21 protein-coding genes and 2 tRNA genes are annotated in these 24,887 nt (G+C 66.9%); 9 read left to right on the forward strand and 14 right to left on the reverse strand.

What is annotated here, in order from left to right; translation table 11 throughout:
• Positions 1–122 precede the first annotated feature (122 nt).
• The gene (locus tag ArtHe_RS16975; protein WP_248318036.1) at positions 123–932 is read right to left on the reverse strand and encodes a DNA-formamidopyrimidine glycosylase family protein; all 810 of its coding nucleotides are present in this window, start codon (positions 930–932) and stop codon (positions 123–125) included.
• 116 nt (positions 933–1,048) lie between these two features.
• Positions 1,049–6,115, reverse strand: a complete 5,067-nt coding sequence (locus ArtHe_RS16980; RefSeq protein ID WP_248318037.1) for a crosslink repair DNA glycosylase YcaQ family protein — start codon at positions 6,113–6,115, stop codon at positions 1,049–1,051.
• 176 nt (positions 6,116–6,291) lie between these two features.
• On the opposite strand from ArtHe_RS16980, the gene ArtHe_RS16985 reads away from it, so the two are divergent.
• Genes ArtHe_RS16985 through ArtHe_RS17000 form a run of 4 tightly spaced genes read left to right on the forward strand, consistent with a single transcriptional unit; the run spans position 6,292 to position 11,612 of the window.
• Positions 6,292–8,553 carry an HtaA domain-containing protein gene (locus ArtHe_RS16985; protein ID WP_248318038.1) on the forward strand — a complete coding sequence of 754 codons (2,262 nt, stop codon included), beginning with the start codon at positions 6,292–6,294 and terminating at the stop codon, positions 8,551–8,553.
• The gene (locus tag ArtHe_RS16990) at positions 8,546–9,673 is read left to right on the forward strand and encodes an ABC transporter substrate-binding protein (RefSeq protein WP_248318039.1); all 1,128 of its coding nucleotides are present in this window, start codon (positions 8,546–8,548) and stop codon (positions 9,671–9,673) included. The genes ArtHe_RS16985 and ArtHe_RS16990 overlap by 8 nt, the downstream gene beginning before the upstream one ends.
• Positions 9,673–10,779: an iron ABC transporter permease gene (locus tag ArtHe_RS16995; protein ID WP_248318040.1), complete on the forward strand. Its 1,107-nt coding sequence runs from the start codon at positions 9,673–9,675 to the stop codon at positions 10,777–10,779. The genes ArtHe_RS16990 and ArtHe_RS16995 overlap by 1 nt, the downstream gene beginning before the upstream one ends.
• A 2-nt stretch (positions 10,780–10,781) precedes the next feature.
• Positions 10,782–11,612 carry a heme ABC transporter ATP-binding protein gene (locus ArtHe_RS17000; protein WP_248318042.1) on the forward strand — a complete coding sequence of 277 codons (831 nt, stop codon included), beginning with the start codon at positions 10,782–10,784 and terminating at the stop codon, positions 11,610–11,612.
• A gap of 27 nt (positions 11,613–11,639) precedes the next feature.
• Here the strand turns inward: ArtHe_RS17000 and ArtHe_RS17005 are convergent, their stop codons facing one another.
• From ArtHe_RS17005 to ArtHe_RS17015, 3 genes are all read right to left on the reverse strand, one after another.
• A complete protein-coding gene (locus ArtHe_RS17005) occupies positions 11,640–12,344 on the reverse strand; it encodes an alpha/beta hydrolase (RefSeq protein WP_248318043.1) in 705 nt (234 codons plus the stop codon).
• A gap of 50 nt (positions 12,345–12,394) precedes the next feature.
• Positions 12,395–13,057 carry a DUF4232 domain-containing protein gene (locus ArtHe_RS17010; protein WP_248318044.1) on the reverse strand — a complete coding sequence of 221 codons (663 nt, stop codon included), beginning with the start codon at positions 13,055–13,057 and terminating at the stop codon, positions 12,395–12,397.
• A gap of 194 nt (positions 13,058–13,251) precedes the next feature.
• Positions 13,252–13,707: a 23S rRNA (pseudouridine(1915)-N(3))-methyltransferase RlmH gene (locus tag ArtHe_RS17015; protein ID WP_248318045.1), complete on the reverse strand. Its 456-nt coding sequence runs from the start codon at positions 13,705–13,707 to the stop codon at positions 13,252–13,254.
• Positions 13,708–13,822: 115 nt separating this feature from the next.
• On the opposite strand from ArtHe_RS17015, the gene ArtHe_RS17020 reads away from it, so the two are divergent.
• Positions 13,823–14,713: a patatin-like phospholipase family protein gene (locus tag ArtHe_RS17020; RefSeq protein WP_248318046.1), complete on the forward strand. Its 891-nt coding sequence runs from the start codon at positions 13,823–13,825 to the stop codon at positions 14,711–14,713.
• A gap of 47 nt (positions 14,714–14,760) precedes the next feature.
• On the opposite strand, the gene ArtHe_RS17025 is transcribed toward ArtHe_RS17020, so the two are convergent.
• Positions 14,761–15,036, reverse strand: a complete 276-nt coding sequence (locus ArtHe_RS17025) for a hypothetical protein (protein ID WP_248318047.1) — start codon at positions 15,034–15,036, stop codon at positions 14,761–14,763.
• Between the two features lie 281 nt (positions 15,037–15,317).
• Here ArtHe_RS17025 and ArtHe_RS17030 point away from each other — a divergent pair, with 281 nt between their 5' ends.
• Positions 15,318–16,340, forward strand: coding sequence for a DUF808 domain-containing protein (locus tag ArtHe_RS17030; protein WP_248318048.1), 1,023 nt, complete (start codon positions 15,318–15,320; stop codon positions 16,338–16,340).
• Between the two features lie 40 nt (positions 16,341–16,380).
• Here the strand turns inward: ArtHe_RS17030 and ArtHe_RS17035 are convergent, their stop codons facing one another.
• From ArtHe_RS17035 to tadA, 6 genes are all read right to left on the reverse strand, one after another.
• On the reverse strand, positions 16,381–17,385 hold the full coding sequence (locus ArtHe_RS17035; protein ID WP_248318049.1) for a hypothetical protein: 1,005 nt from the start codon (positions 17,383–17,385) through the stop codon (positions 16,381–16,383).
• 111 nt (positions 17,386–17,496) lie between these two features.
• Positions 17,497–18,324, reverse strand: a complete 828-nt coding sequence (locus ArtHe_RS17040; RefSeq protein ID WP_248318051.1) for a CPBP family intramembrane glutamic endopeptidase — start codon at positions 18,322–18,324, stop codon at positions 17,497–17,499.
• 74 nt (positions 18,325–18,398) lie between these two features.
• The gene (locus ArtHe_RS17045; RefSeq protein WP_248318053.1) at positions 18,399–18,845 is read right to left on the reverse strand and encodes a rhodanese-like domain-containing protein; all 447 of its coding nucleotides are present in this window, start codon (positions 18,843–18,845) and stop codon (positions 18,399–18,401) included.
• A gap of 160 nt (positions 18,846–19,005) precedes the next feature.
• Positions 19,006–19,095 (reverse strand) — tRNA-Ser (locus ArtHe_RS17050).
• A 104-nt stretch (positions 19,096–19,199) separates the two neighbouring features.
• A complete protein-coding gene (locus tag ArtHe_RS17055; RefSeq protein ID WP_248318054.1) occupies positions 19,200–19,688 on the reverse strand; it encodes a pyridoxamine 5'-phosphate oxidase family protein in 489 nt (162 codons plus the stop codon).
• A gap of 83 nt (positions 19,689–19,771) precedes the next feature.
• A complete protein-coding gene (gene tadA, locus ArtHe_RS17060; RefSeq protein WP_248318055.1) occupies positions 19,772–20,263 on the reverse strand; it encodes a tRNA adenosine(34) deaminase TadA in 492 nt (163 codons plus the stop codon).
• A gap of 80 nt (positions 20,264–20,343) precedes the next feature.
• On the opposite strand from tadA, the gene upp reads away from it, so the two are divergent.
• From upp to ArtHe_RS17075, 3 genes are all read left to right on the forward strand, one after another.
• The gene (gene upp / locus ArtHe_RS17065; protein WP_248318056.1) at positions 20,344–20,979 is read left to right on the forward strand and encodes a uracil phosphoribosyltransferase; all 636 of its coding nucleotides are present in this window, start codon (positions 20,344–20,346) and stop codon (positions 20,977–20,979) included.
• A 512-nt stretch (positions 20,980–21,491) separates the two neighbouring features.
• Positions 21,492–22,346 (forward strand): winged helix-turn-helix domain-containing protein, encoded by an 855-nt coding sequence (locus ArtHe_RS17070; RefSeq protein ID WP_248318057.1) that lies wholly within the window; start codon positions 21,492–21,494, stop codon positions 22,344–22,346.
• Between the two features lie 56 nt (positions 22,347–22,402).
• Positions 22,403–22,930 carry a histidine phosphatase family protein gene (locus ArtHe_RS17075; RefSeq protein ID WP_066299901.1) on the forward strand — a complete coding sequence of 176 codons (528 nt, stop codon included), beginning with the start codon at positions 22,403–22,405 and terminating at the stop codon, positions 22,928–22,930.
• Positions 22,931–22,960: 30 nt separating this feature from the next.
• Here ArtHe_RS17075 and ArtHe_RS17080 read toward each other — a convergent pair whose 3' ends face one another.
• Positions 22,961–24,385, reverse strand: coding sequence for an NAD(P)/FAD-dependent oxidoreductase (locus ArtHe_RS17080; protein ID WP_248318058.1), 1,425 nt, complete (start codon positions 24,383–24,385; stop codon positions 22,961–22,963).
• A gap of 136 nt (positions 24,386–24,521) precedes the next feature.
• A tRNA-Arg gene (locus ArtHe_RS17085) sits at positions 24,522–24,597 on the reverse strand.
• Positions 24,598–24,887 lie beyond the last annotated feature (290 nt).

The raw sequence follows: 24,887 nt of genomic DNA on the forward strand, positions 1-24,887 counted from the left end.
TGCCCCGACCGGCTGCGCCTGCGTCCCCCGCCCGGCTGCGTCGTCGGACCAGGCCCCGCCCCGTTGCGTCGTCGGACCAGGCCCCGTCCGGCTGCGCCGGCGGACCAGGCCTGCCCGACCGGCTACTCGCTCCGCGGCTGACAGTGGGGGCAGAAGTACAGGTCTCGAAGCTCGAGTTCGTTGTCGCCGACAAGCTCATGGACGACCCGGGTGCCGCAGCGCAGACACCCACGCCTCTCCCGGTTGTAAACCCACAACGGATCCCGCCCGGTCGACATGCCCGTGGTGATGCGCCTGGAGCGGGCCTTGTTCGCTTCCAGAAGCCGCTTGGAAAGATCGACCAGCCGCGGCAAATCAGGCACCTGGGCCACAGGAGTCAACGGATGCACACCGATCAGAAAGCAAAGCTCGCACCGGTAGACATTGCCCAAACCGGCGAGATTCCGCTGGTCCAGCAGTGCCAGACCGACCGGCCGCTCCGGAACGGAACCCAGCCGCCGGAGTGCTTCATCGGCATCCCAATCCGGCCCCAGCAGATCCGGACCGAGATAGCCGACAGCCTCCTCCTCACCGCTGCGCGGGAAGATCCGCAGAAATCCGAGCTCGAAACCAACCGCCTGCCGGCCGGACGTTTCCAGCACCGCACGGGCTTTGAACGCAGGACGACGCCACCGCTCACCCCGCGCATAAACGTGCCAAAGCCCTTCCATTTTCAGATGGGAATGGATCGTCCACCCCTCAGCTTCGGCTTCCCCAGGAGCTACCCGGATCAGCAGGTGCTTCCCGCGTGAAACGACTTCCTCCACGGTCCGCCCACTGAGATCGGTGGCCGCGAAGCGCGGAACACGGAAATCTGTCCGCGTCAGCTCGGCACCGGCCAAAGCGGCATTCAGCTCCCGCGCCGCCCGCCAGACGGTATCCCCCTCAGGCACAGTTCACCGTGCCCGACGGCGGGACCTGCGCAGTCGCTTCAGCCCCGGCCCCAGCTTCAGCCCCGGCAGCGCCACGGCTCACCACAACGCGCCGCAGCCCGCATACACCAGCCAGCTCAGACACGGAACCGCAGCCCCTTCGGCGTCGAGTAGAACCCCGCAGCCATCAGCGCGGTAGCCAACGGAGTGTCCAGGACATCCACACCGTTCGCCTTCTCCACAGCCATCTTCTCCGCAGCACCCCGGCGGATAATATGCACCAGAGCAGCCGCGGCAAGCAGCAGCGTCTCAGCGTCGTCCGTATAAGCGAGCAGGGTCTTGCCGCCGCGTTCCACATAAAGGACCAGATCGCCGTCGACCATCACCACCAGCGCACCGGCCTTGCGCCCGGGACGGTGGCCGCCCTCCGAGGCAGGCCACGGCAGTGCAGCTCCATACGGATTCGCAGGATCGGTCGCTGCCAAGGCCACCGCCTGCGGCTCCGGAACGGCCAGCTGATTCTCCCGCGAGAAGGAACGGAGCCGGTCCACAGTGGCCGGGACAGCGAACTGCGCCGCACCAAGCTGCTCGATGAAGTACCCGCGCCGGCACCGGCCCATCTCCTCCAGCCGGGCCAGCACCTTGTACAACAGCCCGAAACCGCCGGGAACACCCTCGCTCATCACGGAGCCGCGGGTCAGAATGCCGTACCGGTCCATCAGCAGCTCGGCAGTGGCATGGGCATGAATGGTGGTGTCCGCTTCCACCGGGGGAAGCAGGCTCCAACGGCCCGCAGCCAGCGGCTGCGGACCCCGCGCCGGCGAATTCCCGGATGAACCGTGCACAGTTGAACCGTTCACAGTTGAACCGTGCGCCGCCGAATCCTGCCCGCCGGCCAGCCGAAGTGAAGAACTGCTCAGGTTTCCGCGCGGCATACGGCCCAACCTGCCCAGACGTGCCGTCCGTGCCCGGGGTGTCGTCGCGCGCTGCTTATGCGCCGTCTTGCCACCCGCGAGCAGGGACCGCACGGGCGTAAACGTGTCGTTCGTGATCCGGCCGGCCCACACAAGTTCCCACAGTGCGGGAATGATCTCCGAGTCCGGCAGCAGCGCACCGCCGTCCTGCAGCGGCTCGCGATTCAAGGCCTCGGCGAGCTGGCGGAAGAAAAACGCACCGGTTCCGGAAAGCAGCTCCAGCAGCCGGGACTGCAGCTCGCTGGGCGTGAAATCGGGCTCGGGATTCAGCGTCAGCGGAGCATTCTCGGCCAGATGCAGGGCAATCCAGCCGTCATTCCCCGGCAGCGACCCCGTGCCGGACCAAATGACCTCGCCCGTCGCCGTGAGCTCATCCAGCATCCCCGGCGCATAGTCCCTGACCCGTGACCCAAGAATCAGCGGCTCCCACGCGGACGCCGGAATGGGCACGCCCGAGAGCTGGTCGATCACCGTCACGACGCCGTCGAGTCCCCGCAGCGAGGACCCCACGTTCTGCCACGCGGGCAGGAAACGCCCGTAGGTGGGCGGGTCCACAGGTTCGACGTCGGAACGCAGCGCAGCGAGCGAGCGGCGCCGCAACCGGCGCAGCACCTCCGCATCGCACCACTCCGACCCGGCGGGAGCGCCCGGCACCGTGACGGTGGCAGCAGGGGTCTGGTCGACGCCGGCGGCGGCGTCGAGGATCAGCGCTTCGGTGGGGCGGAACTCGCCCTCAGCGACCCGGCCCTCGCCCGCCAGACGCTGCAGTGTAGTGGTGACGACGGCGACACCCAGTCCCAGCCGGGCCGCGGCTTCCGCAGCGGTGAACGGCCCGTGCGTGCGGGCGTAGCGGCCGACCAGATCGCCCAGCGGGTCAGGGACAGGTTCCACAAAGGCCAGCGGAACCCCCATCGGCAGCGGCACACCGAGTGCGTCGCGGAGCCGGGCCGCATCCTCAATCGCGGCGTACCGCTGGGTTCCGGCGATGCCGGCCAGCAGGGCCCGGTTCGCGCGGATGAGTTCCTGCAGCAGTCCGGCAGCTTCGGCTTCGGTGGCGTGGCCGGTGTCCGGGGCATCAGTGTCCGGAGCCGCGCCGTCACCGGCAGGCTCCAGCGGCTCCAGCCGCACGGCAACCTCGGCAGCCGTCAGCGGTCCGAGCAGCCGCAGCAGGTCCGCCACACCCTCCAGCCCGCGGGCCCGGCGGTCCGGCGCGAGCCGCTGCAGCTCGGCCTCGGTCTGCGCAATGATCCGCGCGTCCAGGAGTTCACGCAGTTCCGCCCGGCCCAGCAGCTCGTTCAGCAGCGTCGGGTCCAGCGACAGGGCGGCAGCCCGGCGCTCGGCCAACGGCGAATCCCCCTCATAGAGGAACGCGCCCACATACCCGAAAAGCAGTGACCGGGCGAAGGGCGACGGCTGCGGCGTGGTGGTCTCCACCAGCCGGATTTCACGGCGTTCGACGGCGGCGGCCAGGTCCTTCAGCGCCGGCAGGTCGTAAACGTCCTGCAGACATTCCCGCACGGTTTCCAGCACGATCGGAAAAGTGGGGAACTTCCGGGCGACGTCGAGCAGCTGCGCGGAACGCTGCCGCTGCTGCCACAGAGGTGTCCGCTTAGCCGGGTTCTGCCGCGGCAGCAGCAGCGCCCGGGCCGCACACTCGCGGAACCGGGAGGCGAACAGTGCCGACCCGCCGACCTCGGCGGTGACGATGGCTTCCAGCTCATCGGGTTCAAAGAGGAACAGCTCCGCGCCCGGCGGTTCGTCCTCCATCAGCGGCACCCGCAGCACAATTCCGTCGTCGGACGCCATCGCGGAGCCGTCCAGCCCGTAGCGCTGCTGCAGCCGCGCGCCGACAGCCAGCGCCCACGGCGCATGCACGGGCATCCCGAACGGGCTGTGGAGGACTACCCGCCAGTCGCCGAGCTCATCATGGAACCGCTCGATGACCAGGGTCCGGTCGCTCGGCACCACCTCGGTGGCCAGCTGCTGCTCGCGCAGGTAGGCGACCAGGTTCCCGGCAGCCCATTCATCGAGTCCGACGGCGGCGAGGCGTTCGCGGGCAGCGGGTTCGGATGAACCTGCCATTTCCCGGACGAACCTGCCCAGTGCCCGGCCCAGTTCCACCGGCCTGCCCTGCGAATCACCCCGCCAGAACGGCAGCTTGCCCGGCTGGCCGAACGCAGGGGAGACCAGCACCCGGTCGTGGGTGATGTCTTCGATCCGCCAGCTGGTGGCACCGAGGGCAAACACGTCGCCAACCCGGGACTCGTAGACCATCTCTTCGTCGAGTTCCCCGACCCGGCGGCTGTTCTTCCCCTCGGAATCACCCACCAGATAAACGCCGAACAGGCCGCGGTCCGGAATGGTGCCGCCGGAGGTGACGGCCAGGCGCTGCGCCCCGGGACGCCCGGTGATGGTGTTTTCATTGCGGTCCCAGATGATCCGGGGCCGCAGTTCGGCGAACTCATCGGACGGATAGCGGCCGGAGAGCAGGTCAAGCGTCGCGTCGAACGCGGAACGCGGCAGCCCGGCAAAGGGCGCCGAACTGCGCACGACGTCGAACCATTCCTCCACATCGATGGTTCCGAGGGCGGTGGCCGCCACGGTTTGCTGCGCGAGGATGTCCAGCGGATTCGCCGGAATAAAGAGCGGTTCGATCTGCCCGGCAAGCATCCTTTCCACGGTGACGGCGGAGTTGAGCAGGTCCCCGCGGTGCTTGGGAAACATAACGCCCTGCGAGATTTCGCCGACCTGGTGCCCGGCGCGGCCCACCCGCTGCAGGCCGCTGGCCACCGACGGCGGGGATTCGACCTGGACCACCAGGTCCACGGCACCCATGTCGATGCCCAGCTCCAGTGAACTGGTGGCCACGACACAGCGCAGCCGCCCGGATTTCAGGTCGTCTTCGATCAGCGCCCGCTGGTCCTTGGACACCGACCCGTGGTGGGCCCGGGCCAGGAGCGGCTCAGCGTTATCGAGGGCAGCGTCGTCGACGGCGGTGCCTCCAACAGCGGTGCCTCCAATAGCGGTGCCTTCAACGGCAGTGTCACCAACGTCGGTGCCTCGGCCTGCGTCACGCACTGATGTGCCTTTAGCTGCACCGCCTCGCTGGCCGGTGTCCTCCCGGCGGGTCCTGATGGAGACGCCGGCCTGAGCCATCAGCTGGGCCGGGACGCGCCCGGCCGATACCCGGTCAGCCGACGGGGGCACGGGAGCGCCGTCGGTTCCGGTGGCAGCCTGCGCGGCCTCCAATCGGTAGGCGTGAATTTCGTTGAGCCGGGCGGTCAGCCGTTCGGCCAGCCGCCGGGAATTGGCAAAGACAATGGTGGACCGGTTCGCCTCGATCAGGTCGGCGATCTTCTCCTCCACATGCGGCCAGATGCTGGCCTGCGGAGCGAAACCGCCTTCCACCGTGTCCTGGGCAGGAGTGTTGCCGAGGTCCGTCATGTCCTCCACCGGGACGGTGACGGTGAGGTTCCAGTTCTTCTTGGACTTCGGGGCAACAATCTTCACCGGGGCGTTTCCGCCCAGGAACCGGGCCACGGTTTCCTGCGGTTCCACGGTCGCCGACAAGCCGATCCGCTGCACCGGCTTGTCCAGCATGGCATCTAGCCGGGCCAGGGACACAGCCAGATGAGCCCCGCGTTTGGTGCCCGCCACGGCGTGCACCTCGTCCACAATCACGGTGTCCACTTCGGCGAGCGTTTCCCGCGCCTGCGAGGTGAGCATCAGGAACAGGGACTCCGGCGTGGTGATGAGGATGTCCGGCGGCCGGGTCAACAGCGCGCGGCGTTCGTTCTGCGGCGTGTCCCCGGAGCGGACGCCCACGGTGATGGACGGCGCCGGCAGCCCGAGGCGCTTGGCAGTCTGGGTGATGCCGATCAGCGGTGCCCGCAGGTTCCGCTCCACATCGACGCCGAGGGCTTTTAACGGGGAGATGTACAGAACCTTGGTTTTGCGCTTGGGGACCCGGGAGCGTCCGCGGCCGCCGCCGTCGTCGGGCGGGGTTTCCTGTTGGGGCGCCGCCGCCGCGGCGATGAACCGGTCCAGGGACCAAAGGAAGGCGGCCAGGGTTTTGCCCGATCCGGTGGGAGCGATCACCAGCGCATTGGACCCGCTGGACACCGCGTCCCATGCCCCGACCTGCGCAGGGGTGGGCTCGGTGAAGGCGCCCTGGAACCAGTCCCGGGTTGCGGGGGTGAACTTCGAAAGCACCGAGGCGGCCGACGTCATGACCCCATTCTTCCCCACACCGGTGACACTGCGGAGCAGCGCGCGCCTACGAGTGCAGAGCGTACTAATTGCGTCATAAAAGTCTGACCTATTTGGCTGTACTGTAGGTAAGGCTTACCTTAACAAGTGCTGCATGACTGGCTCCCGCACCCCGCCTCACTAGCAAGAGAGACCCGATGACGTTCACCGCGCCCGCCCCTGCCCGAAGACTGTTAGCACTGCTGCTGACACTCGCCCTTGCCCTGGGAACCCTGCTGGCCCTTCCCTCCATCGCCAACGCCGTTGGCCCCTCGACCACGGTGACGCCAGGCTATGCAGGCGGCACGGTCACGGTCAGCGGCACGGGTTTCGCTGCCGCTTCGCCCGGTATCTACGTGGCCGTTGCGCCCGCCGGAGCCAGCGGTTTCTACGCATCGGGGGCAGCACAGTCAAGCACTGTCTGGGTCGCCCCCGGCAACGAGGCAACCGCCGCCACCGCGCCCATGGGCGCAGACGGAAGCTTCTCCGTGAACGTGCCGCTGCCTGCTGGCGGGGACCTCGCTGTCTACACCTCGAAGGCACATGGCCAGGGTTTCGCGGACAAGAGCCAGGACACCATCACCTCGGTTCAGGTGCTGCCGGCACCGTCCGTCACCGTGGCACCGGTCTCTGAAGCCGGCGGAACGCTGACCGTCACGGGCAGCGGCTTCTACCCCGACAGCACCGGAGCCTATGTGGCACTGGGCGACGCCGCCACAACCACCATCGACCGGACCAACCGCACAGCCCAGTGGCTGCGCCTGGGCAACGGACTAAACGCCGACGGTACATTCACCGCCACGTTCGAAGTGGGCGCACGGAGCGCGACGGGTGACCTCTACGTCCTGACCTCCCGCGGACACCTGCTCACCGACATTGACCTTTCGACGCGCACCCCCGTGGCCTACACCGCCGCCCCGGAGCCTTCGCCCACCCCGACCGATACGCCGACGACGCCCGCTCCCACCCCGACCGACACGCCGTCGACGCCGGCTCCTACCCCGACTGATACGCCGACGACTCCGGCTCCTACCCCGACTGATACGCCGACGACGCCGGCTCCCACCCCGACCGATACCCCGTCGACTCCGGCAGCCGGAAACATCCAGGGCGCGACCCTGCAGTGGGGGTTCAAGAGCTCCTTCATCTCTTACCTGAAGTACGGCGCTGCCGGCGGCTGGGCCCTGAGCGACGGCGTCCGCGAAGCCAACGGGATCTTCAGCTGGTCCAACGGCAGCGGCTCGATTAACGCTGCCGGCGTTGGACGCGTCAGCTTCCCCGGTTCGGTGCGTTTCACCGGACACGCCGGTGCCCTGGACCTGACGTTCTCCCAGTTCGCCGTAAACCTCACCTCCGCCAACCGCGGCACCCTGCAGGCACTGGTCAGCAACAACGCAGGCGGAGCGGCCGCCCTGACCAGGGCCGGCGGCGCCATTGACCTGGTTGACCTGGATCTCACGGGAGCCAACCTGACGGCTGGCAGCTTCTCGCTGGCCGGTGCCAAAGCAACGCTTACCGCTGCCGGCGCCGCCGCCTTCAACGGAATGTACGCCGCCGGAACCGTCATGGATCCGGTGACTGCAGCCGGGGCCGGCGTGGTGGTGCCTCCGGTGGTCCAGGTTCCCGGAACCACGCCCACCACTCCCGGCGCTTCTGTGCCCACCGAGACCGGGCCCGCCGCCGTCGTTCCGGCCGGCACCACCGAGAAAACCCCGGAACCGCGCTTCACCACCGTCTGCACGTCCAACGTGGTGCAGGGCGCCACCCTGGCCTGGGGAGTCAAGAGCTCCTTCCGCAGCTACCTCACGTCGGCAATCGCCAATGGCGGCTGGAGCCTGTCCGGCGTCAGCGAGTCTGCCGGCACGTTCGGTTTCGGCTCCGGAACCGGTACCTACGCCTCGGGTTCTCGTACCGGCACAGTCGGCTACCCCGGCACCATCAACTTCTCCGGCCATGACGGAACCCTGAACCTGACGCTTTCCGGAATCCGGATCCAGCAGACCGGGCCCTCCTCCGGCGTGCTGATCGCAACGGTTGACTCCTCGGACATGGACGGCAACAAACAGAGCCACGGCGCCGTGCAGTTCGCCACCCTTGACCTCTCGGGTGCCTCCGTGACCTCCCAAGCGGTTTCCGTTTCCGGTGCTCCGGCAATCCTCACCGCCGCCGGTGCCGCTGCCTTCGCAGGCTTCTACCCGGCCGGGGCAGCACTGGACCCGGTGAGCTTCACCTTCCCGCTGGGAGCGGAAACGGACTGCAGCCAGGTCCTGGTTGATGCCGACGGAAACCCGATCGGATCGCTGGCCTCGACGGGTGCCTCCGGCACCTCGGTCATGCTCGGCTCGGCCGCACTGGCACTGCTGCTGGGCGTGGGCCTGACCATCGTGGCAGCACGCAGGAACCGTGGGGCACATGCCTGACCTGAGCACTATTGGCCGCCGGCTGCGGACGCGTTCCGCTGCCGGCACCGCCGCCGCAGTGGCCGCCGTCCTGATCCTCTCAGGGTGTGCGGCCGCTGGGCCGTCGTCTTCACAATCCAGCCCGCCTGCCGCGGTTCAAACGGACGCAGCTGAAACCCCGCAGGCGGAAGGCAGCTATTCCCTGGTGACCGGCCCGGCAACCGTCCAGCCGATCGGCGGCGTTGTTCCGGTGACCGGGACGGGTGCACCCTCGCTGCCGGCCACCGTCACCGATTTCACCGGGAACAGCGTCACCGTCACGGACATCTCCCGCATCCTTGCCCTGGACCTGTACGGCACCCTCGCCCAGACGGTCATCGGGCTCGGCCTGGGGGAGAACCTGGTTGGCCGGACGTCGTCGGACTCCGATTCCTCCATGGCGGACCTGCCCACGGTGACGGCCAGCGGCCACGAACTGAATGCTGAAGCGATCCTGGCCCTCGGGCCCACGGTTGTCCTGGCGGACAAAACCATCGGCCCTCCGGAAACACTGCAGCAGCTGTCCGACGCCGGAATCACGGTGGTCTACTTCGACTCCGAACGTTCCATCGAAGGCATCGACGACGGCATTACCGCCGTCGGTGCCGCACTGGGTGTGGAGGCGGCGGCCGAGAAGCTCAACACCCGGGTGGCCCAGGAACTGGCGGATGTACGTGCGGAAATCGCCGGGATGGTTCCTGCTGAGAAGGCCAGCGCCGTCTTCCTGTACATCCGGGGTACCGGAGCGGTGTTCTTCGTGCTCGGTGAAGGCGGCGGAGCGGAAGGGCTGATGTCCGAACTCGGGCTCGAGGACCGTGCCGTGCAGGCGGGCATCTCCGGCACGCGCCCGGCGAACCCGGAAGCCCTCGCGGCTTTGAACCCAGACGTCCTGCTGGTGATGAGCGACGGCCTGGCGTCCACCGGCGGAGTTGATGGTCTCCTCGAACGGCCCGGAATCCTGCAGACCGCAGCCGGGCAGAACCGGACAGTGGTGGATGTGCCGGACGGACAGGCGTTGAACTTTGGGCCGTCAACTCCGGCCGCACTGCTCGCGGCTGCCAAGGCCCTGTACACCTCAGACGCCGGGCAGGAGGCCCGCTAATGGCTGCCGCCCCGGCGCTGAAACCGGCTCCGGCCACGCCGGGAGCCAACCGCCCGGGTTCCAAACCGCCGTCGGGGCGGGCCCGGCGGGCTGCCTTTGTCGGCGCCGGCCTCGCGGTGGTGCTGGCGGCACTGGTGCTCCTGTCCGCCGGGACCGGTCAGTTTCCCATCGCGGCCGCGGATGTTTTCGAGTCGATCATCCGCCGGATGAACGGTACCGCCCCTGCAGGTGACGCCGTGCTCATTGACGGCACCCTGTGGAGCGTGCGCTTCCCCCGGCTCGTACTGGGAATCCTGGTGGGCGCCGCGCTGGGGATGGCAGGTGCCCTCATGCAGGGCGTCTTCGGCAATCCGCTGGCAGAGCCGGGCGTCATCGGCGTCGGATCGGGCGCAGCCGTGGGCGCCTGCCTCGTCATCGTGCTCGGGTTCGACGCCGTGACTCCCTTCGCGCTGCCGGCCGCGGCCTTCGTCGGCGGTTTGCTGACGACGGCGGGTGTCTACCTGCTCTCGCGGGGCTCCGGCCGCTCCATGGTGCTGACCCTGGTCCTCACCGGCATCGCGATCAATGCGGTGGCCGGTGCCGTGATTTCGTTCCTCGTGTTCGTGGCCGATACCTCCAGCCGGGAACAGATCATCTTCTGGCAAATGGGTTCCCTCGCCGGTGCCACCTGGGCCGCGGTTGGGGCGGTCGCCGTCGTGATGGCGCTTGGCACCGCCGGGGCGCTGGCGATGTCCCGGCGGCTGGATCTGCTGGCCCTCGGCGAGCAGGGTGCCCGGCATGCCGGCGTCAACGTCGAACGGCTCCGGATCGGTGCCATTGTCTGCGTGGCCCTCCTGACATCCGCGGCCGTGGCCTACGCCGGCGTCATCGGTTTCGTCGGGCTGATTGTTCCGCATGCCCTGCGGCTGGTGGTGGGGCCGTCGCACCGGTTTTTGATTCCGTTGTCCGCGGTAGGCGGAGCGGTGCTGCTCTCCGGTGCTGACCTCGTGGCCCGCACCGCGATAGCCTACGCAGACCTGCCCATCGGGATCTTCACGGCGCTGGTCGGCGGGCCGGTGTTCTTCCTGCTGCTGCGCCGGACCCTACGCCGCCAAGGAGTGCTCTGACCATGACCATTGCTGCGACCCGGAAGAAGCAAGTGGCTGTCGAGCCCTCAGGCATGCTCCCGGAGACGCCGGCCCTGCAGGCCTCGGAGGTCCGCTTTTCCCCGGGCGGGCACGAGGTGCTGCGCGGGGTTTCCCTCGACCTCCGGCCGGGTGCCGTCACGATCATCATCGGGCCCAACGGCGCCGGAAAGTCCACGCTTTTGTCCGTGCTGGCCGGTGACGTTCCCCCGGATTCCGGCACAGTGGCGCTGGGCGGAAAACCGCTCGCGTCCTGGAAAACACTTGACGCGGCACGCCGCCGGGCCGTGATGGCGCAGGACACGTCGGTGTCCTTCCCCTACACCGTCCGCGAGGTCGTCCAGATGGGACGGAACGCCTGGCGGCGCACCGAGCGGTCCGCGCAGGACGAGGCCGTGGTGGACAGCGCGATCAGTGCAACCGGAATCGGCCATTTAAGCGCCCGCAGCGTCACGCTGCTTTCCGGCGGCGAGCGGCAGCGGACCGCCCTGTCACGGGTGCTGGCCCAGGAGGGCAGCGTGCTGCTGCTGGACGAACCGGTGTCCGCGATGGACATCGCCCACCAGGAGCAGACCCTGCAGACCTGCCGCCGGCTGGCCGCCGAAGGTGCCGCCGTCGCCGTCGTGCTCCATGACCTCGACGCCGCGGCAGCCTACGCGGACTGGCTGGTCCTGCTGCACCACGGACAGGTGCATGCCGCCGGAACCGTGGAGGATATCTGCCGGGCGGAGGTCCTCAGCGAGGTCTACGGGACCCCGATCGAGGTGTTCCGCACCGAGGAGGGCGGCCGGCTCCGCGTGGCTCCGCGCAGGTAGCGCGGCGGGGCGGCATGAACAGACCCGCTACGCCGTCCGGTCCACCGCGGCCAGAATCGCATCGCCCAGGTCAGCCGGCCGGGTGAACTGCGGCCAGTGCCCGGTGGGCAGGTCGACGAATTCGACGTCCTTGATCCGGGCCAGTTCCTGGACGAAGGGGTGCCCGTCCGCTACCCACTGCTGCAGCACAACGGACGGGAATTCGCAGGCAATCAGCGTGGCGGGTACGACCCAGCGCCGCTCGTCGGACAGCTGCTGCGGATCATAGGCGACGGCTGTCGGCTGCGGGATGGAACGGTCCCGGAACATGGTCCGTAAATCGTCGGTGAGGCCGATGAGATCCGCGGCTTCGAAGAACTGCCAATCCGGCAGCGGGATCTCCCCGTTCACCTCGGGCAGCTGGTCATTGATGACCCCGCCGTCGCTCATCGGTCCCGAGTCCACATACACCGTGTGGGCGATCCGCTCCGGGCGGGCGTCCACCACCCCGTAGGCAATCGCCCCGCCGCCGGAATGCCCCACCAGGACCAGGGGTCCGTCCAGGTTGTCGACGGCCTGGACAACCGCGTGGATGTGGTCCCGCAGACCGATGCCGCTGCGGTCCGCGTCCGGAGACTCAAGCCCCGGCAGCGTCAGCGGATGAACCGTGTGCCCCGCGGCAGTGAGCGCAGGCGTGACCGCCGACCAGGAGGAGCCGTCCAGCCAGAAACCGGGAATAAGGAGAATGTCCATGGGCGGCACCTTATGCCAGCCCGGTGGCACTGGCTAGCGGGCAGGCCCGGTCAGCCTGCCTGGAGCCTGTCGATGCCCAGCAGCTCGATGTCCTCGCTGCTGCAGCCGGAACCGGCATGGGCAATGGTCAGGGACGCCGTGTCTTCCGGCGGGTACACAAGGAACCCGGACGTGGCCACGAGGCCGCAGGCGTCTCCGTAGTTCTCCGGACGGGTTTCCCGCAGGACGGCAGTGGCCGACTGGCCCGGTTCCAGGACCACCAGGGTCTCCGGTGTGCCCTCCGACCGGACCGCGGGGGCGCCAACCTGGCTGCCGGAGACACTGAGGTAGGAGACGCCGGGGAAGCCCATGGTGGAGCAGGTTGCCGAGGAGGTGTTGGTCAGCACCAGCGTGCGGTACACACTGCCGGCCGCGCCGCCGCCGGCTGTGTCCTCAACAGCTCCGGTCAGCTTGTCCGCCGTGCACAGCGGCACGGTGGACGGAACCCCGGGCTCCAACGAGGCGCTGGGGGCCGCCGTTGCGGTTTCCGACGGAGTGGCGCTCGGCGACGCACTTGAGGAGGAGCTGGAGGGGCTGGAGGAGCTGGCGGAAGGGGACTCGTCAGCATCGTTGCTGCTGCCGGCGCAGCCGCTGAGCAACACCGAGCCAAGTACTGCCAGGCCTGCCAGCCGGATGGTCAGGGCCGCCGGGGACTTCGAAACCGTTGTTCTCATGGATTCACCCTGAACCTGCGGCCGGACCGGGTCAAACCGCATCGCGGGACGCGTCAGAAGCACACCAGATTGTTACGCAGTGACTAGGCAGTGAATGCGCCGTGAATACGCAGTGAAGTGGAAAGAAGCGCCACGTCGTGGAGCTCTCAGGTCACACACCCGCGGCCCGCTGGGAGCTGAGAGACCAGGCGGGATTATTCGTGATGATAGGGACGGCCGCCGGCGATTTCCTGGGCCCGGTAGACCTGTTCCGCCAGAATCAGCCGCACGAGCTGATGCGGGAAAACCAGCGGGGAGAGGGACCAGACGAAGTCCGCGCGGTCATGCACGCCCTGGTCGACGCCGTACGCACCGCCGATGATCAGAGTGACGTTGCGTGAGTTGTCCAGTGGCTTCTGCAGCGTTTTGGCCAGCTGCGGGGATGTGATGGCCTTGCCCCGCTCATCGAGCAGGATCACGTAGTCGCTGCCCAGTTTCGCGAGGAGCCGTTCAGACTCCTCCTTACGAGCGGCGTCATTCTCCCGGGCGGAGTGCGGAATGGACACCCAGGACAGGTCGAAGGGCTTTTTCAGCCGCTTCTCGTAGCGTCGGATACCGTCAACCACCCAGTCCTCGTGCTTGCGGCCGACCATCAGAACGCGTAATGCCATGCCCCTATTCAATACCGGGCACGTCCTGTGCCGAAATGAACCCGGCGGCTGCCGCTCGGCGCTGCGCCGGTCTAGACTCCCGGCAGTGGTGCCGAGAGCTGAAGGAGCGCGGAACATGAGCGAGACACGGGCCATCGTCCTCGGTGGCGGGGGAGTTGCCGGAATTGCCTGGGAGATGGGAGCGCTCGCGGCACTGCTGCAACAGGGGATCAACCTTAACGCCGCGGACCTGGTCATCGGCACGTCGGCGGGATCTACAGTGGGCGCGGCCCTGCGCATGGGCCAGCTGCCGGCCGTGCTCGCGGCCCAGCTGGCGGACGCCGAGCAAGCCCCGGACACCGGCCCGGCTCCGGCCGCGGATGAATCCTATAAGGAGCCCAGCGGGTTCAGCAGCGAGGCATTCATTGAGCTGACCGCGACGGCGGGACGGGGCGACGGAGACGAGCGGGCCGCCCGCGCCCGGGTCGGCGAGCTGGCGCGCACCACGCCCGCGGTGATGACGGAGGGCGAGTGGGTCGCCAGCATCCGGGCGTTGCTGCCGGGCAGGCAATGGCCGGACAAACCGTTCGGCATCACCGTGGTGGATGCCGAAGATGGAACCTTTACCGTGCTGGATTCAACGTCCGACGTCGAACTGGCCCGGGCGGTCGCGGCCAGCTGCGCTGTGCCCACGGTGTGGCCTCCGGTCACGATCCTCGGCCGGCAGTACATGGACGGCGGCATGCGCTCGGCCACGAACGCCGATGTGGCCGAGGGATACGGAAAGATCCTGGTGCTGGCGTGCGGTCCCGAAACGCCCGGAAGCCCGTTCGGACCAAGCCTGCCCGAGGCCATCGCCAAACTGGACCAGCACAGCCGGACCTTTCTGCTCGAAGCCGACGAGGCGGCGCTCCGGGACTTCGGAGCCAACCCGCTGCTGCGCTCCACCCGCGGGCCCGCGGCCCAGGCCGGGTGGCGCCAGGGAGACGAAGCGGCGCAGGCGCTGCGGGAGTTCTGGGAGAACTAAGCCTGCAGGTTGGCCGAGCAGATGTGCCAGAGGGGGGGAAGGCCGGCTCAGGGCGGGGGCAGCTTCGTGGACTTGGGCCGCCCATCCGCCTTGCCGCCGTCGAGTCCTCCCACGCTCGCCACGTCACCGATGAACCGACGTCCGGAGACCTCGTTCCAGCGGGGCGCGGAGATTTCCTTGCGGACCAGCCACTTGCCGTCGTCGGGGCACTCCAAGACCACCAGCACCCCGCCCGGAGTCACATGGTAGGCGTAACGGGTGCCGTTCTCTTCGTCGTCGAGCTCTTCCACCGGGCTGTCAGGCCGCAGGATCCGTACCGTCACGGTGAATCTCCTGTCCGTGGGTGTGCCGGGGGTCCCGGCCCAATCGGGGTCTCACCGATAGGGTAGCCGCACAGCAGCCGCAAGCGAATGGGGACGCAACGGATCAGCAGCTGGGGCGGGGTGGGAGCCGGGAGAGGGTGCTGGCCTCGGTCCGTCCCAAACTGATGCGCTCCGTGCGTGTCGACGGTCAGCCAGCCGCCATATAATCCGAAGATGCTAAACACGCGTTTCAACAGACGCTTCTCCGCCCAGCCGTCCATCTGCCTGCTGGGGAGCGGGCTGTGAGCGGCGGTCTCGTAGCCCTGCTGGATGACGTCGCTGCCCTTGCCCGGATAGCGGCGGCCTCGGTGGACGACATCGCGGCCGGAGCCGCCAAAGCGGGAGCCAAGGCCGCCGGTGTGGTGATCGACGATGCCGCGGTCACCCCGCAGTATGTGTCCGGAGCGGACCCGTCCCGCGAACTGCCGATGATCAAGCGGATTTTCTGGGGTTCGCTGCGGAACAAGCTGCTGATCATCCTGCCGGCCCTGCTGCTGGTCAGCGCGTTCGTTCCGGCGGTTATTCCGTTCATCCTGATGCTGGGCGGCACCTACCTCTGCTATGAGGGTGCGGAAAAGGTATGGCACAAGTTCTTCGGCCACCACACCGCCGAAAAGACGCCGGCCGTCGACCGGGGCCCGGACGCGGAGGCCAAGGTCGTTAAGGGTGCCATCACCACGGACTTCATCCTGTCCTGCGAGATCATGGTCATCTCGATGAACGAGGTGGCTGGGGAATCCCTGTGGGTCCGCGCGATCATCCTGGTTGTTGTAGCGCTCGCGATTACGGTGCTCGTTTACGGTGCCGTCGCACTCATCGTCAAGATGGACGATATTGGCCTGCACCTGACCACCAAGGACTCCGCGCGTTCGAAGCGCTTCGGCGAACTGCTGGTCAAGGGGATGCCCTCCGTGCTGGCAGCGATCACCCTTGTTGGCACGATCGCCATGCTCTGGGTTGGCGGCCACATCATGCTGCAGGGGGCCTACGACCTCGGCTGGCATCTGCCGTACGACCTGGTCCATATCCTCGAGTCACCTGTCGCCGGGATTCCGGTGGTGGGAGGGGCTCTGGCCTGGCTCGTGAACACCCTGTGCTCGGCCATCCTCGGACTGGCCTGGGGCCTGGTGGTGATGGCGGTCCTGCACCCGCTGCTCAAGGTCCTGCCGTTCGGCAAGAAGAAGGATGCGCACGGGGAGGGTGGTGACCGCGCGGAGGTTACCGGAGATCGGCCGATGGAACGCGACGTCGATCCGGGCGCCTGACCGAACTGCGCCAGTCTCAGGCGCGTTGCGTTGCAGGTGTCTACTCCCGCTCGCGCGCGAGATGGTTGCGGCGCTCCTCTTCGCGCTTTGAATACGCGGCGGCCCGGATCGCTTCGTCCGACTCCAGGCCGCTGCCGAGGGCGCCGCCGAGGGTTGCCGCCGACGCGACGAACCAGGTCAGCACAAACAGATCGCCGTAGCCGAGCGATGTCTGGAGGTAGCCGCCCACCACCGCGGGGTCGAGGACAAACAGTGCCCAGGCCAGGTTTATGGTGTAAAGCGCCAGATAGCAGATGAGCACCCCGATGGTCAGAGTCACCAGCGTCGAGGTGTTGTAGAGACGGGACCTTTCCCTGGCATCGGCAGAGTTGTGTTCGGGGCGGTCCCATAACTGGCCGTCGATCACGAGCCAGCCGACGACAAGCGCGATGGAGACGATCGTTGCGATTGCGAGATGCCACCACGACAGGGAGCCGGCCAGCAGCCAAACCGTCGAGTCGACCGTAGCGATAGCTCCCGTTGCCAGCGCCGCAACAAGCGCTGATTTGAGCCCGGGCACGAGCAGCCAAGGACGATTGGCAAGTACCATGCCCAGGAGCACCCGCCTGCGGCCGCTGAGACGGGGGAGCTGGACGCGCTGCCCGTCTTGCGGGGTGTGCTCGGCCATGCCGCTGACGAGCTCGCTCACTGCGTGACGGGCGCGCGTGTGGATGCGGATGCCGCCGAGCGCGGGTAGTGACAGCACCGCCGTGCGTCGCTGTGGGTCGGTCTCAGCTAGCAGGTACCGGCCGTCGTCGTCCCGAAGCGGAAGCTCGGTTAGTCCGATGACGAGGTCCCATTCGTGTTGGCGAGATTGGTCCTGCAGCCGCTCCAACGCGGTGCCGATGTCCTCGAATCCCGTGGTGAATGACTCGCTCACGACCTCGATGTCCCAGGCGTCGGGATCCGCACCGCCCGGAGGGCTGAGATCGATCATCCCGCGAGCATTCTTAGTGGGTGAGGCCGGGTCGGCGACGAGGCCGATGTGGAGCGGCTTCTTCATCATCACGGCAAGCTATCACAGAACATCAGGGAGCCGACCGGTTGGGTGCGAGACCGGATAGGGCAGGTCTCCTCAGTGTCGTAGCCGGCTGGTGACGGCGGGACGCCAACTACGTCAGGGGAGTCTCAAGCGTGAATCATGCCCTCGGGGACGCTCCGCAAACCTGCCGGAGACGGCCACCGCTGCGGCGGCGAAGGCCACCACTGCTGCGTTCGCCGCGATGGTGCCCGCCCAGGTAGCCGGTGGGATACCGAAGGTGAAGCTGGCGGCGTTGAACATGGTGTGGCAGAGGATGCACAGGAACACTGCGTTCCTGGGCGAAACCGTGAAGATCGCGCCGTAGAGGAAGCGGAACGCCATGACCTGGACAGCGAACATCCAGAAGTTGATGAGGCCCGACTCGTGGTTTGTGCCGGGGATGAAGAACAGCGGGATATGCCAGAGCAGCCAGATGAACCCGACCACCAGGGAGGAGACAATAAAGCCCCAGCGCCGATCCAGCCCGGGCTGCAGTGCGGTCATCCAGCCGGCCTCTTCCATACCGCCGATGATGAGGTTGCCGGGCAGAGACAGTACGAACATGATCCAGGGAAGGGCATGGACAGAGGGTCCTGAGACCAGCAGATGAAGCGAAAAGTACACGACGAGTGCCGAGACGACCAGCAGATAGCCCACCGGGCGGCCCCTGACGAAGAACACGAGCTTCAGCCAGTCCCCAAGACCAGTGACCTTCCGGTTCCTTCTGAGGATGACGTAGGAAGCGATAGCCGGCGAGAGAATGTAGATCGAGAAGGGCACGTTCGCCAGGAACTCCGGCACCGTGGTGACGACATTGTTCACCTCATACCCGAACCGGGCCGCGATGATCAGCGCGCCGGAGCAGCCGTAGGCGATCACGAACGTGAGGGCTGCGAACTGCCAGGCGATGCGTGTGTCCGTCACGCTGCAACGGTATATCACCTGCTCAGCAGCCAATATCGGGCACCTGCGGGACGGCAGGCTGGTTCAGTCCTGATTCAGTCCCGTCCGTGCAGTGCTGCCCAAGCCTGAAAACCGCCGATCAGGTCGGTCGCCCGGGAAAGCCCCAGCCGCTGCAGGGTGTGGGCGGCGAGGCTGGAGCTGTAGCCCTCATTACAGACGACGACGATCCGCCGGGCGTGGCCGCCTGCGATCGGAAGCCGATGCGGGCTGGAGGGATCGAGCCGCCACTCGAGAACGTTTCGGTCAATGACGACGGCTCCCGGAAGGTCACCGTCGCGCTCCCGCTGATCGACCGGCCGGGTATCCACAACGAGGGCGCCTGCTGCCATTTCCCGCTCAAGCTCGGAAGCGGGGACACGCTCGAGTCCGACGCGGCTTTCCGCCAGCAGCTGGCCGATTGTCATCACCCCGGGGGAACCGCTGGGATCTGCACTGCTGTGGACGGTTGAGGGACCGCTGTCGGAGATAGGACGCTCGTTCACATCTTCCTCGCTGCCTGGTCATCGGCCGGCCTTTCGCAGGGCCGGAGCTGCGGACACACCCACCCTAAAGAATGGACGGACATTTCGGGACTTTGGGCCATCCGTGCCCGTCGAGGCAAAGAAAAACCCCGTAGATCCAGGGGATCTACGGGGTTTTCCATGGCGGTGACGGTGGGATTTGAACCCACGTTGGCTTTTACACCAAACAACATTTCGAGTGTTGCACCTTCGGCCGCTCGGACACGTCACCAACGGGACAACCTTACCGGGTCTTGGGCTCCAGCCCCAAAACGCCCCGGGCTGCGCCACCAAACTGCTCACCATCAGCCGTCAGCCGCCCCGCCGCCAAACGAACTAAAGGTCGACGACGTCGTTCTTCCCGATGTCCGGAGTCTGCCCGGTCACCGCGCTCTTGCCGATCTTGAAGATGCTGGCGACCTTGGGTTCGTCCGAGACCCAGTACTCCGCGGTCTCACTGTTTACCTTGATCAGGGCGATCGTCGGGTCCTCGCGGCCCTGCTCAAACCAGGCGGCAGCCGAGGCCTTCCAGAGCTCCTGGATCCGCTCCTGGCCCTTGGTAATCTCCGCCCGGCCGCTGATCGAGAGGTAGCCCTTCTTGTCCGCCACCGAAACGTTGACGTTCGGGTTGGCGCGGATCTCATCAGCCTTCGGTGACGGGTCCTGGGTGAAGAACCAGAGGTTACCGTCCGAATCCGTCTCCTGCAGCTCCAGTGGACGGCTTACAAGGTTGCCCTTGAGGTCCATGGTGGTGAGGTTGCCGATTTTCGCGTGCTCCAGAATGCTGACGACGCGGTCGACGCCTTCCTGATGCTCTGAACTCATGCCTGCTCCTAGCTGCTGTTGCTGCCATACGGACAAAAGCAAGCCTACTTATTAGTCGGCAGTCCGGCTAGTAAGCAGCCGGGCTAGTCAGCAGCCAGGGAACCGCCGGGGGTGCGCCGGGCACCGAAAAACTCCCGCAGCAGGGCAGCACACTCAGCCTCCCGCACGCCGGGAAACACCTCCACCCAATGGTTCAGGCGCGGCTCACGCAGAATCTCGAACACCGAACCGGACGCGCCGGCCTTCTCATCCCACGCACCAAAAACCACCCGGGGAATACGGGCCAGCACAATGGCACCGGCACACATGGCACAGGGTTCAAGCGTGACCACCAGGGTGCAGCCCGCCAGCCTCCACTCGCCGACGGCGGCTGCGGCCTGCCGGATGGCCACCACCTCCGCGTGCGCGGTGGGGTCGCCAGTGGCTTCACGCTCGTTGCGCCCGGTGCCCAGGATCCGGCCTTCCGGGCCCACAACGACGGCGCCAATCGGCACGTCCAACGTCGCCAGCGCTCCGCGCGCCTCGGCCAGCGCCAGCCCCATCCAGGCCTCGTGCTCAGTGGTGATGGATTCCATACAGTCATGGTCCCTTATTTCGCGCGGGGGCCCGCAATTTCCGGCCCGGGCGCCGGGAACCGCGATGGTAGTTTGTACTCATGCGCGTACTAGTAGTGGATCATCCCCTCGTAGCCCACAAACTGACGGTTCTCCGGGATAAGGACACCCCTTCACCGGTCTTCCGCCAGCTCACCGAAGAACTCGTGACACTGCTGGCCTATGAGGCCACCCGCAACGTCCGGGTAGAGCCCGTCAACATCGAAACCCCGGTCACCGCCGCCGTCGGTACCGGGCTGGTGAAGCCCACCCCGCTGGTGGTGCCGATCCTGCGTGCCGGCCTCGGCATGCTCGAAGGTATGACCAGGCTGGTCCCCACCGCCGAGGTCGGGTTCCTGGGTATGGCCCGCAACGAGGAGACACTGGAGGCGATTACCTACGCTGAACGCCTTCCCGATGACCTGACCGGCCGCCAGGTCTTCGTGCTCGATCCGATGCTGGCCACCGGCGGCACCCTGCGCGAAGCCATCAAGTTCCTGTTCAAGCGCGGCGCCGCGGAAATCGTGTGCATCTGCCTGCTGGGCGCGCCGGAGGGCCTGAGCGTCCTCGAGGAAGAACTGGCCGAAGCCAACGTCACGATCGTCCTGGCGTCCATCGATGAGCGCCTCGATGAAAACGCCTATATCGTGCCCGGCTTGGGAGATGCTGGGGATCGGCTCTACGGAGTCGTCAACTAGTCCTCAGAGGGGATCTGACGCCGCCATTTGTCTCACTATGCGGACAAATCGCCATCGCTTGACTTCCAGCGGTTCATAAGTGTGCTTATGAGCCGCTGGTTTATTTAAGCGGCTTTCCAGGCAAAAATCCCTTATGAGAGAACGAATTAGCGCCGCAGGTCCGGAGTGACTAATCCTCCGGCAGGAGGGCATAATCCGTGAGTTCGGTCACAAAACACCACTTATGGTCCACTATCTGAGACATGCCCGACTTTGTTACTTGTGCGTATCTCTTTGTTACATGCAATAATCCGTAACGTGAACATCCACACGACAGCATGTGTCGCAGATCTTCTCATTGGCAGCCATGCCGGCGCGAAGAACTGCTGTCGTCGAATGCAGGCCTAGGGATACCACCCCCCATCCCCAGCCAACACACAAGCCCAACGAAGGGCACAACCCCTGCGCCATCTCGACCGGGCACACCCCCTGCATAGTGCCGTGATGACGGCAATTCATTATGAGGTCCCAAAATGTCAGTAGCATCCGGGTACGTCCACATCTCCCTTCGCAATGCTCAGAACCGTTCTGCAGGAATGCCCCGCCAGTCGGCGGCTGGATTCCCCCGCCAGTTCGGTGCCCCGGGTGCCGCCCAACAATTTCCCGGCCAGGTCATTCCGACCGGTGCGCGCCCCTTCCGCCCAGCTCCTGAAGGGCTGCCCATGACTGCCCCCACTCCAGCCGCAGCACCTGCCGGCGCCGCTGGTCCGGCGTCCGCATCCAATGACAACGTTGCCCGCGGTTTCGTGATCTACGTCGGGCTCGACGAAGACACTGCCGCGGCCAATGGCACCACACTGACCAAGCTGGCCCAGGAAATCCGGGCGCACGTCCAGACGCTCGTCCCCGGTGCACAGAGCCATGCCGCCGTCGCGCTGGCTCCGACTGACGCGGCCGGCTCGGATATCGACGTCGTTCGCCAGGCGCTGGGTGACCCGACCGTGAACCGCCGCCTGCGCCAGGAGACTCCGGCCCCGGCACCCGTACAGCCCAGCGCTCCGCGTCCTTCCGGAGTCCTGATCGACCTCTCCCGGCGCGAAGTCCACCTGGACGGCGAAACCCTGAACCTCACGTTCAAGGAATTTGAGCTGCTGAACTACCTGGTGGAGAACGCCTCCCGCACTGTGGGACGCGAAGAGCTGCTTTCCGGACTGTGGCGCAACGCGGAGGAAATGCCCAACGAGCGCACCATCGACGTGCACATCCGGCGGCTGCGCTCCAAGCTGGGCCGCCTGGCCAACACGGTCCGGACCGTGCGCGGGCAGGGCTACCGTTTCTACGAACACCCCGAGGTCGTCGTCTGGGCGGCACCGGAGTACAGCATCTAGTTTGCCGGGCGGGAGGCCGGCCGGGTGCCGGCCTCCCGCGCGGATAGACTTGGCCCATGAGCGGCCACCACGTAAAAAAACTGATGCTGCTGAGGCATGCCAAGGCAGACTGGCCGCGCGAGGTCACCTCGGACCACGAACGTCCGCTGTCCGGCCGCGGGCACCGCGATGCGCCGCAGGCCGGCATCTGGATGCGGGAGCACGACGCCGTTCCGGACTTCATTCTCTGCTCCTCCGCCCTGCGCACCCGGCAGACCTGCACCTGGGTATGCGACGAGCTGGGGGAGAAGGCTCCGACCGCGAAACTTGAGGACCGGCTGTACGACGCCTCCGCCGGCTCCATCCTGACCGTCATCAACCATGTGCCCGAGACCGTCACCAGCCTGCTGGTGATCGCCCACATGCCCGGCGTCCAGGATCTGGCCATGCGGCTGGCCTCGGTATCCTCCGACGAGGACTCGGTCATGGACATGGCCACCCGCTACCCGACCTCCGGGCTCACTGTGATGGACGTGGAGATTCCGTGGGCCGAACTGGACGGCCGGGACGCGAAGATCACCCACTTTGTGGTTCCCCGCGGCTGACTGGCTGCGGGTGGCACGGGCCGCCGAAGGTTAGAGCCCGTATTTCTCCAGCAGGCGCAGCCAGACCTCGCTGATGGTGGGATAGGCCGGAACCGCGTGCCAGAGCCGGTTCAGCGGAACCTCCCCCGTCACCGCGATGGTGGCTGCGTGCAGCAGTTCGGCGACTCCCGGACCGGCGAACGTGAACCCTACGGGAATCGACCGGTCCTCATCCACCACCATCTGGGCCCAGCCGTCATAACCGTCCGCGAACAGCGATGACCCCGCCACGCTGATCGGCAGGGAGGTCTCTGAAACCCGGATCCCGCGCTCCCGTGCCTGCTCCGGCGTCAGGCCCACCATCGCGATTTCGGGGTCCGTGAAAATGACCTGCGGCACGGCTCCGTGGTCCGCGGTGGCCGCGTAGGGGCTCCACGGCGGAGGGGCATCAAAGCCGATCTCACCCTTGGCGCGGGCTGCAATGGCGGCGCCCGTTGCCCGGGCCTCGTACTTGCCCTGGTGCGTCAGCAGGACCTTCCCTGCGGCGTCGCCGACGGCGTAGAGCCAGTTGCCGGCGCCGGTGACCAGGCCGCTGTCATCGGTCTTCAGCCCCTTGGGATCCAGCCCAAGGTCCTCCAGCCCCAGACCGCGGAGGGACGGACGCCGTCCGGTGGCTACCAGCAGCCTGTCGCCGTACAGGAACTCGCCGCCGGGCAGCGCCATCACAACAGTCCCGGAGTCGTCCCGGAAGACCCGTTCGGCGGACGTGTCCGTGTGGATCTTCACGCCGTCGGCCCGCAGACCGGCGGCGACCAGCTCGGCGGCGGGACGCGGGAACAGTTCCAGCAGGCCGTGCCGCGCCACCAGCGACACTTCGGAGCCCAGCCGGGCATAGGCCTGGGCCAGTTCGGTTCCGGCGACGCCGCCGCCCAGGACCAGCAGCCGGCCGGGCACCTCCTTGGCGGAGGTGGCATCTTTGGTGCTCCAGAAGCCGGTCTCTGCCAGGCCATCGAGCGGAGGAGTGACCGGGGTGGATCCGGTGGCCAGGACGACGGCGTGCCGGGCCGTGAGGTGCGCACCGGCACCGGCGTCGCCGGTAATCTCCACGGCCCGCTCGCCGCTGATCCGGGCGCGGCCGCGGACCAGTCCGATGCCTGTTCTTTCCACCCAGCTGACCTGCCCAGCGTCGTCCCAGCCGGAGGTGAAGGAGTTGCGGCGCTTGAACACGGCGGCCGCGTCGAGGGGGCCCGTTACCGCTTCGCGGGAACCGTCCACCGCCTTCGCCTCCGCCAGGGCGGTGCCGGGACGGAGAAGAGCCTTCGACGGCATGCAGGCCCAGTAGGAGCATTCACCGCCGACCAGGGCCGACTCCACCAGAATGGCCTCAAATCCCGCCTGCACCACACGGGCTGCGGCGTTCTCACCCGCCGCTCCGGCTCCAATGACTACAACGTCTGTCTCCAAGGATTCAGCCATGGAGACGAGCCTTTCATCTAGGGCAGCTGGGAACAAGGTGCGGGGGAGGAGTCCGGCCGTGGGCCTCCGGTTCCAGCAGCTGAACAAGAAAAAACCCGGTCCGACCGCATTTCTGCTGGTCGAACCGGGTTTTCAGTGGTGCGCGCGAAGGGATTCGAACCCCCAACCTTCTGATCCGTAGTCAGATGCTCTATCCGTTGAGCTACGCACGCATTCTGGAATATCCTTGGATTCTCCGCTTTTCAGCGCTTCTTTCAAGTTCTTCCGTGGCTGTTTGGCCGTAGATAACTATAGCGGGGTTCCAGGGAGAACGCCAATCGAGTTCCATTACGCCCAAACACTAGACCGGTCTATATGACCTTCGTCACACCAAAGCCCTCCGAAAGGTGAATTTGCCCTGAAATCTAGGGAGACAGGGGAGGTGTAGGACACATAGGTAGTATCTTTCCGCACCGGAATCACAGGGATGGCCAAATAGCATCAAAAAACACCACTGACCCAA

Origin of the sequence: Arthrobacter sp. Helios (assembly GCF_023167125.1) — a bacterium.
Lineage (GTDB): Bacteria > Actinomycetota > Actinomycetes > Actinomycetales > Micrococcaceae > Arthrobacter_B > Arthrobacter_B luteolus.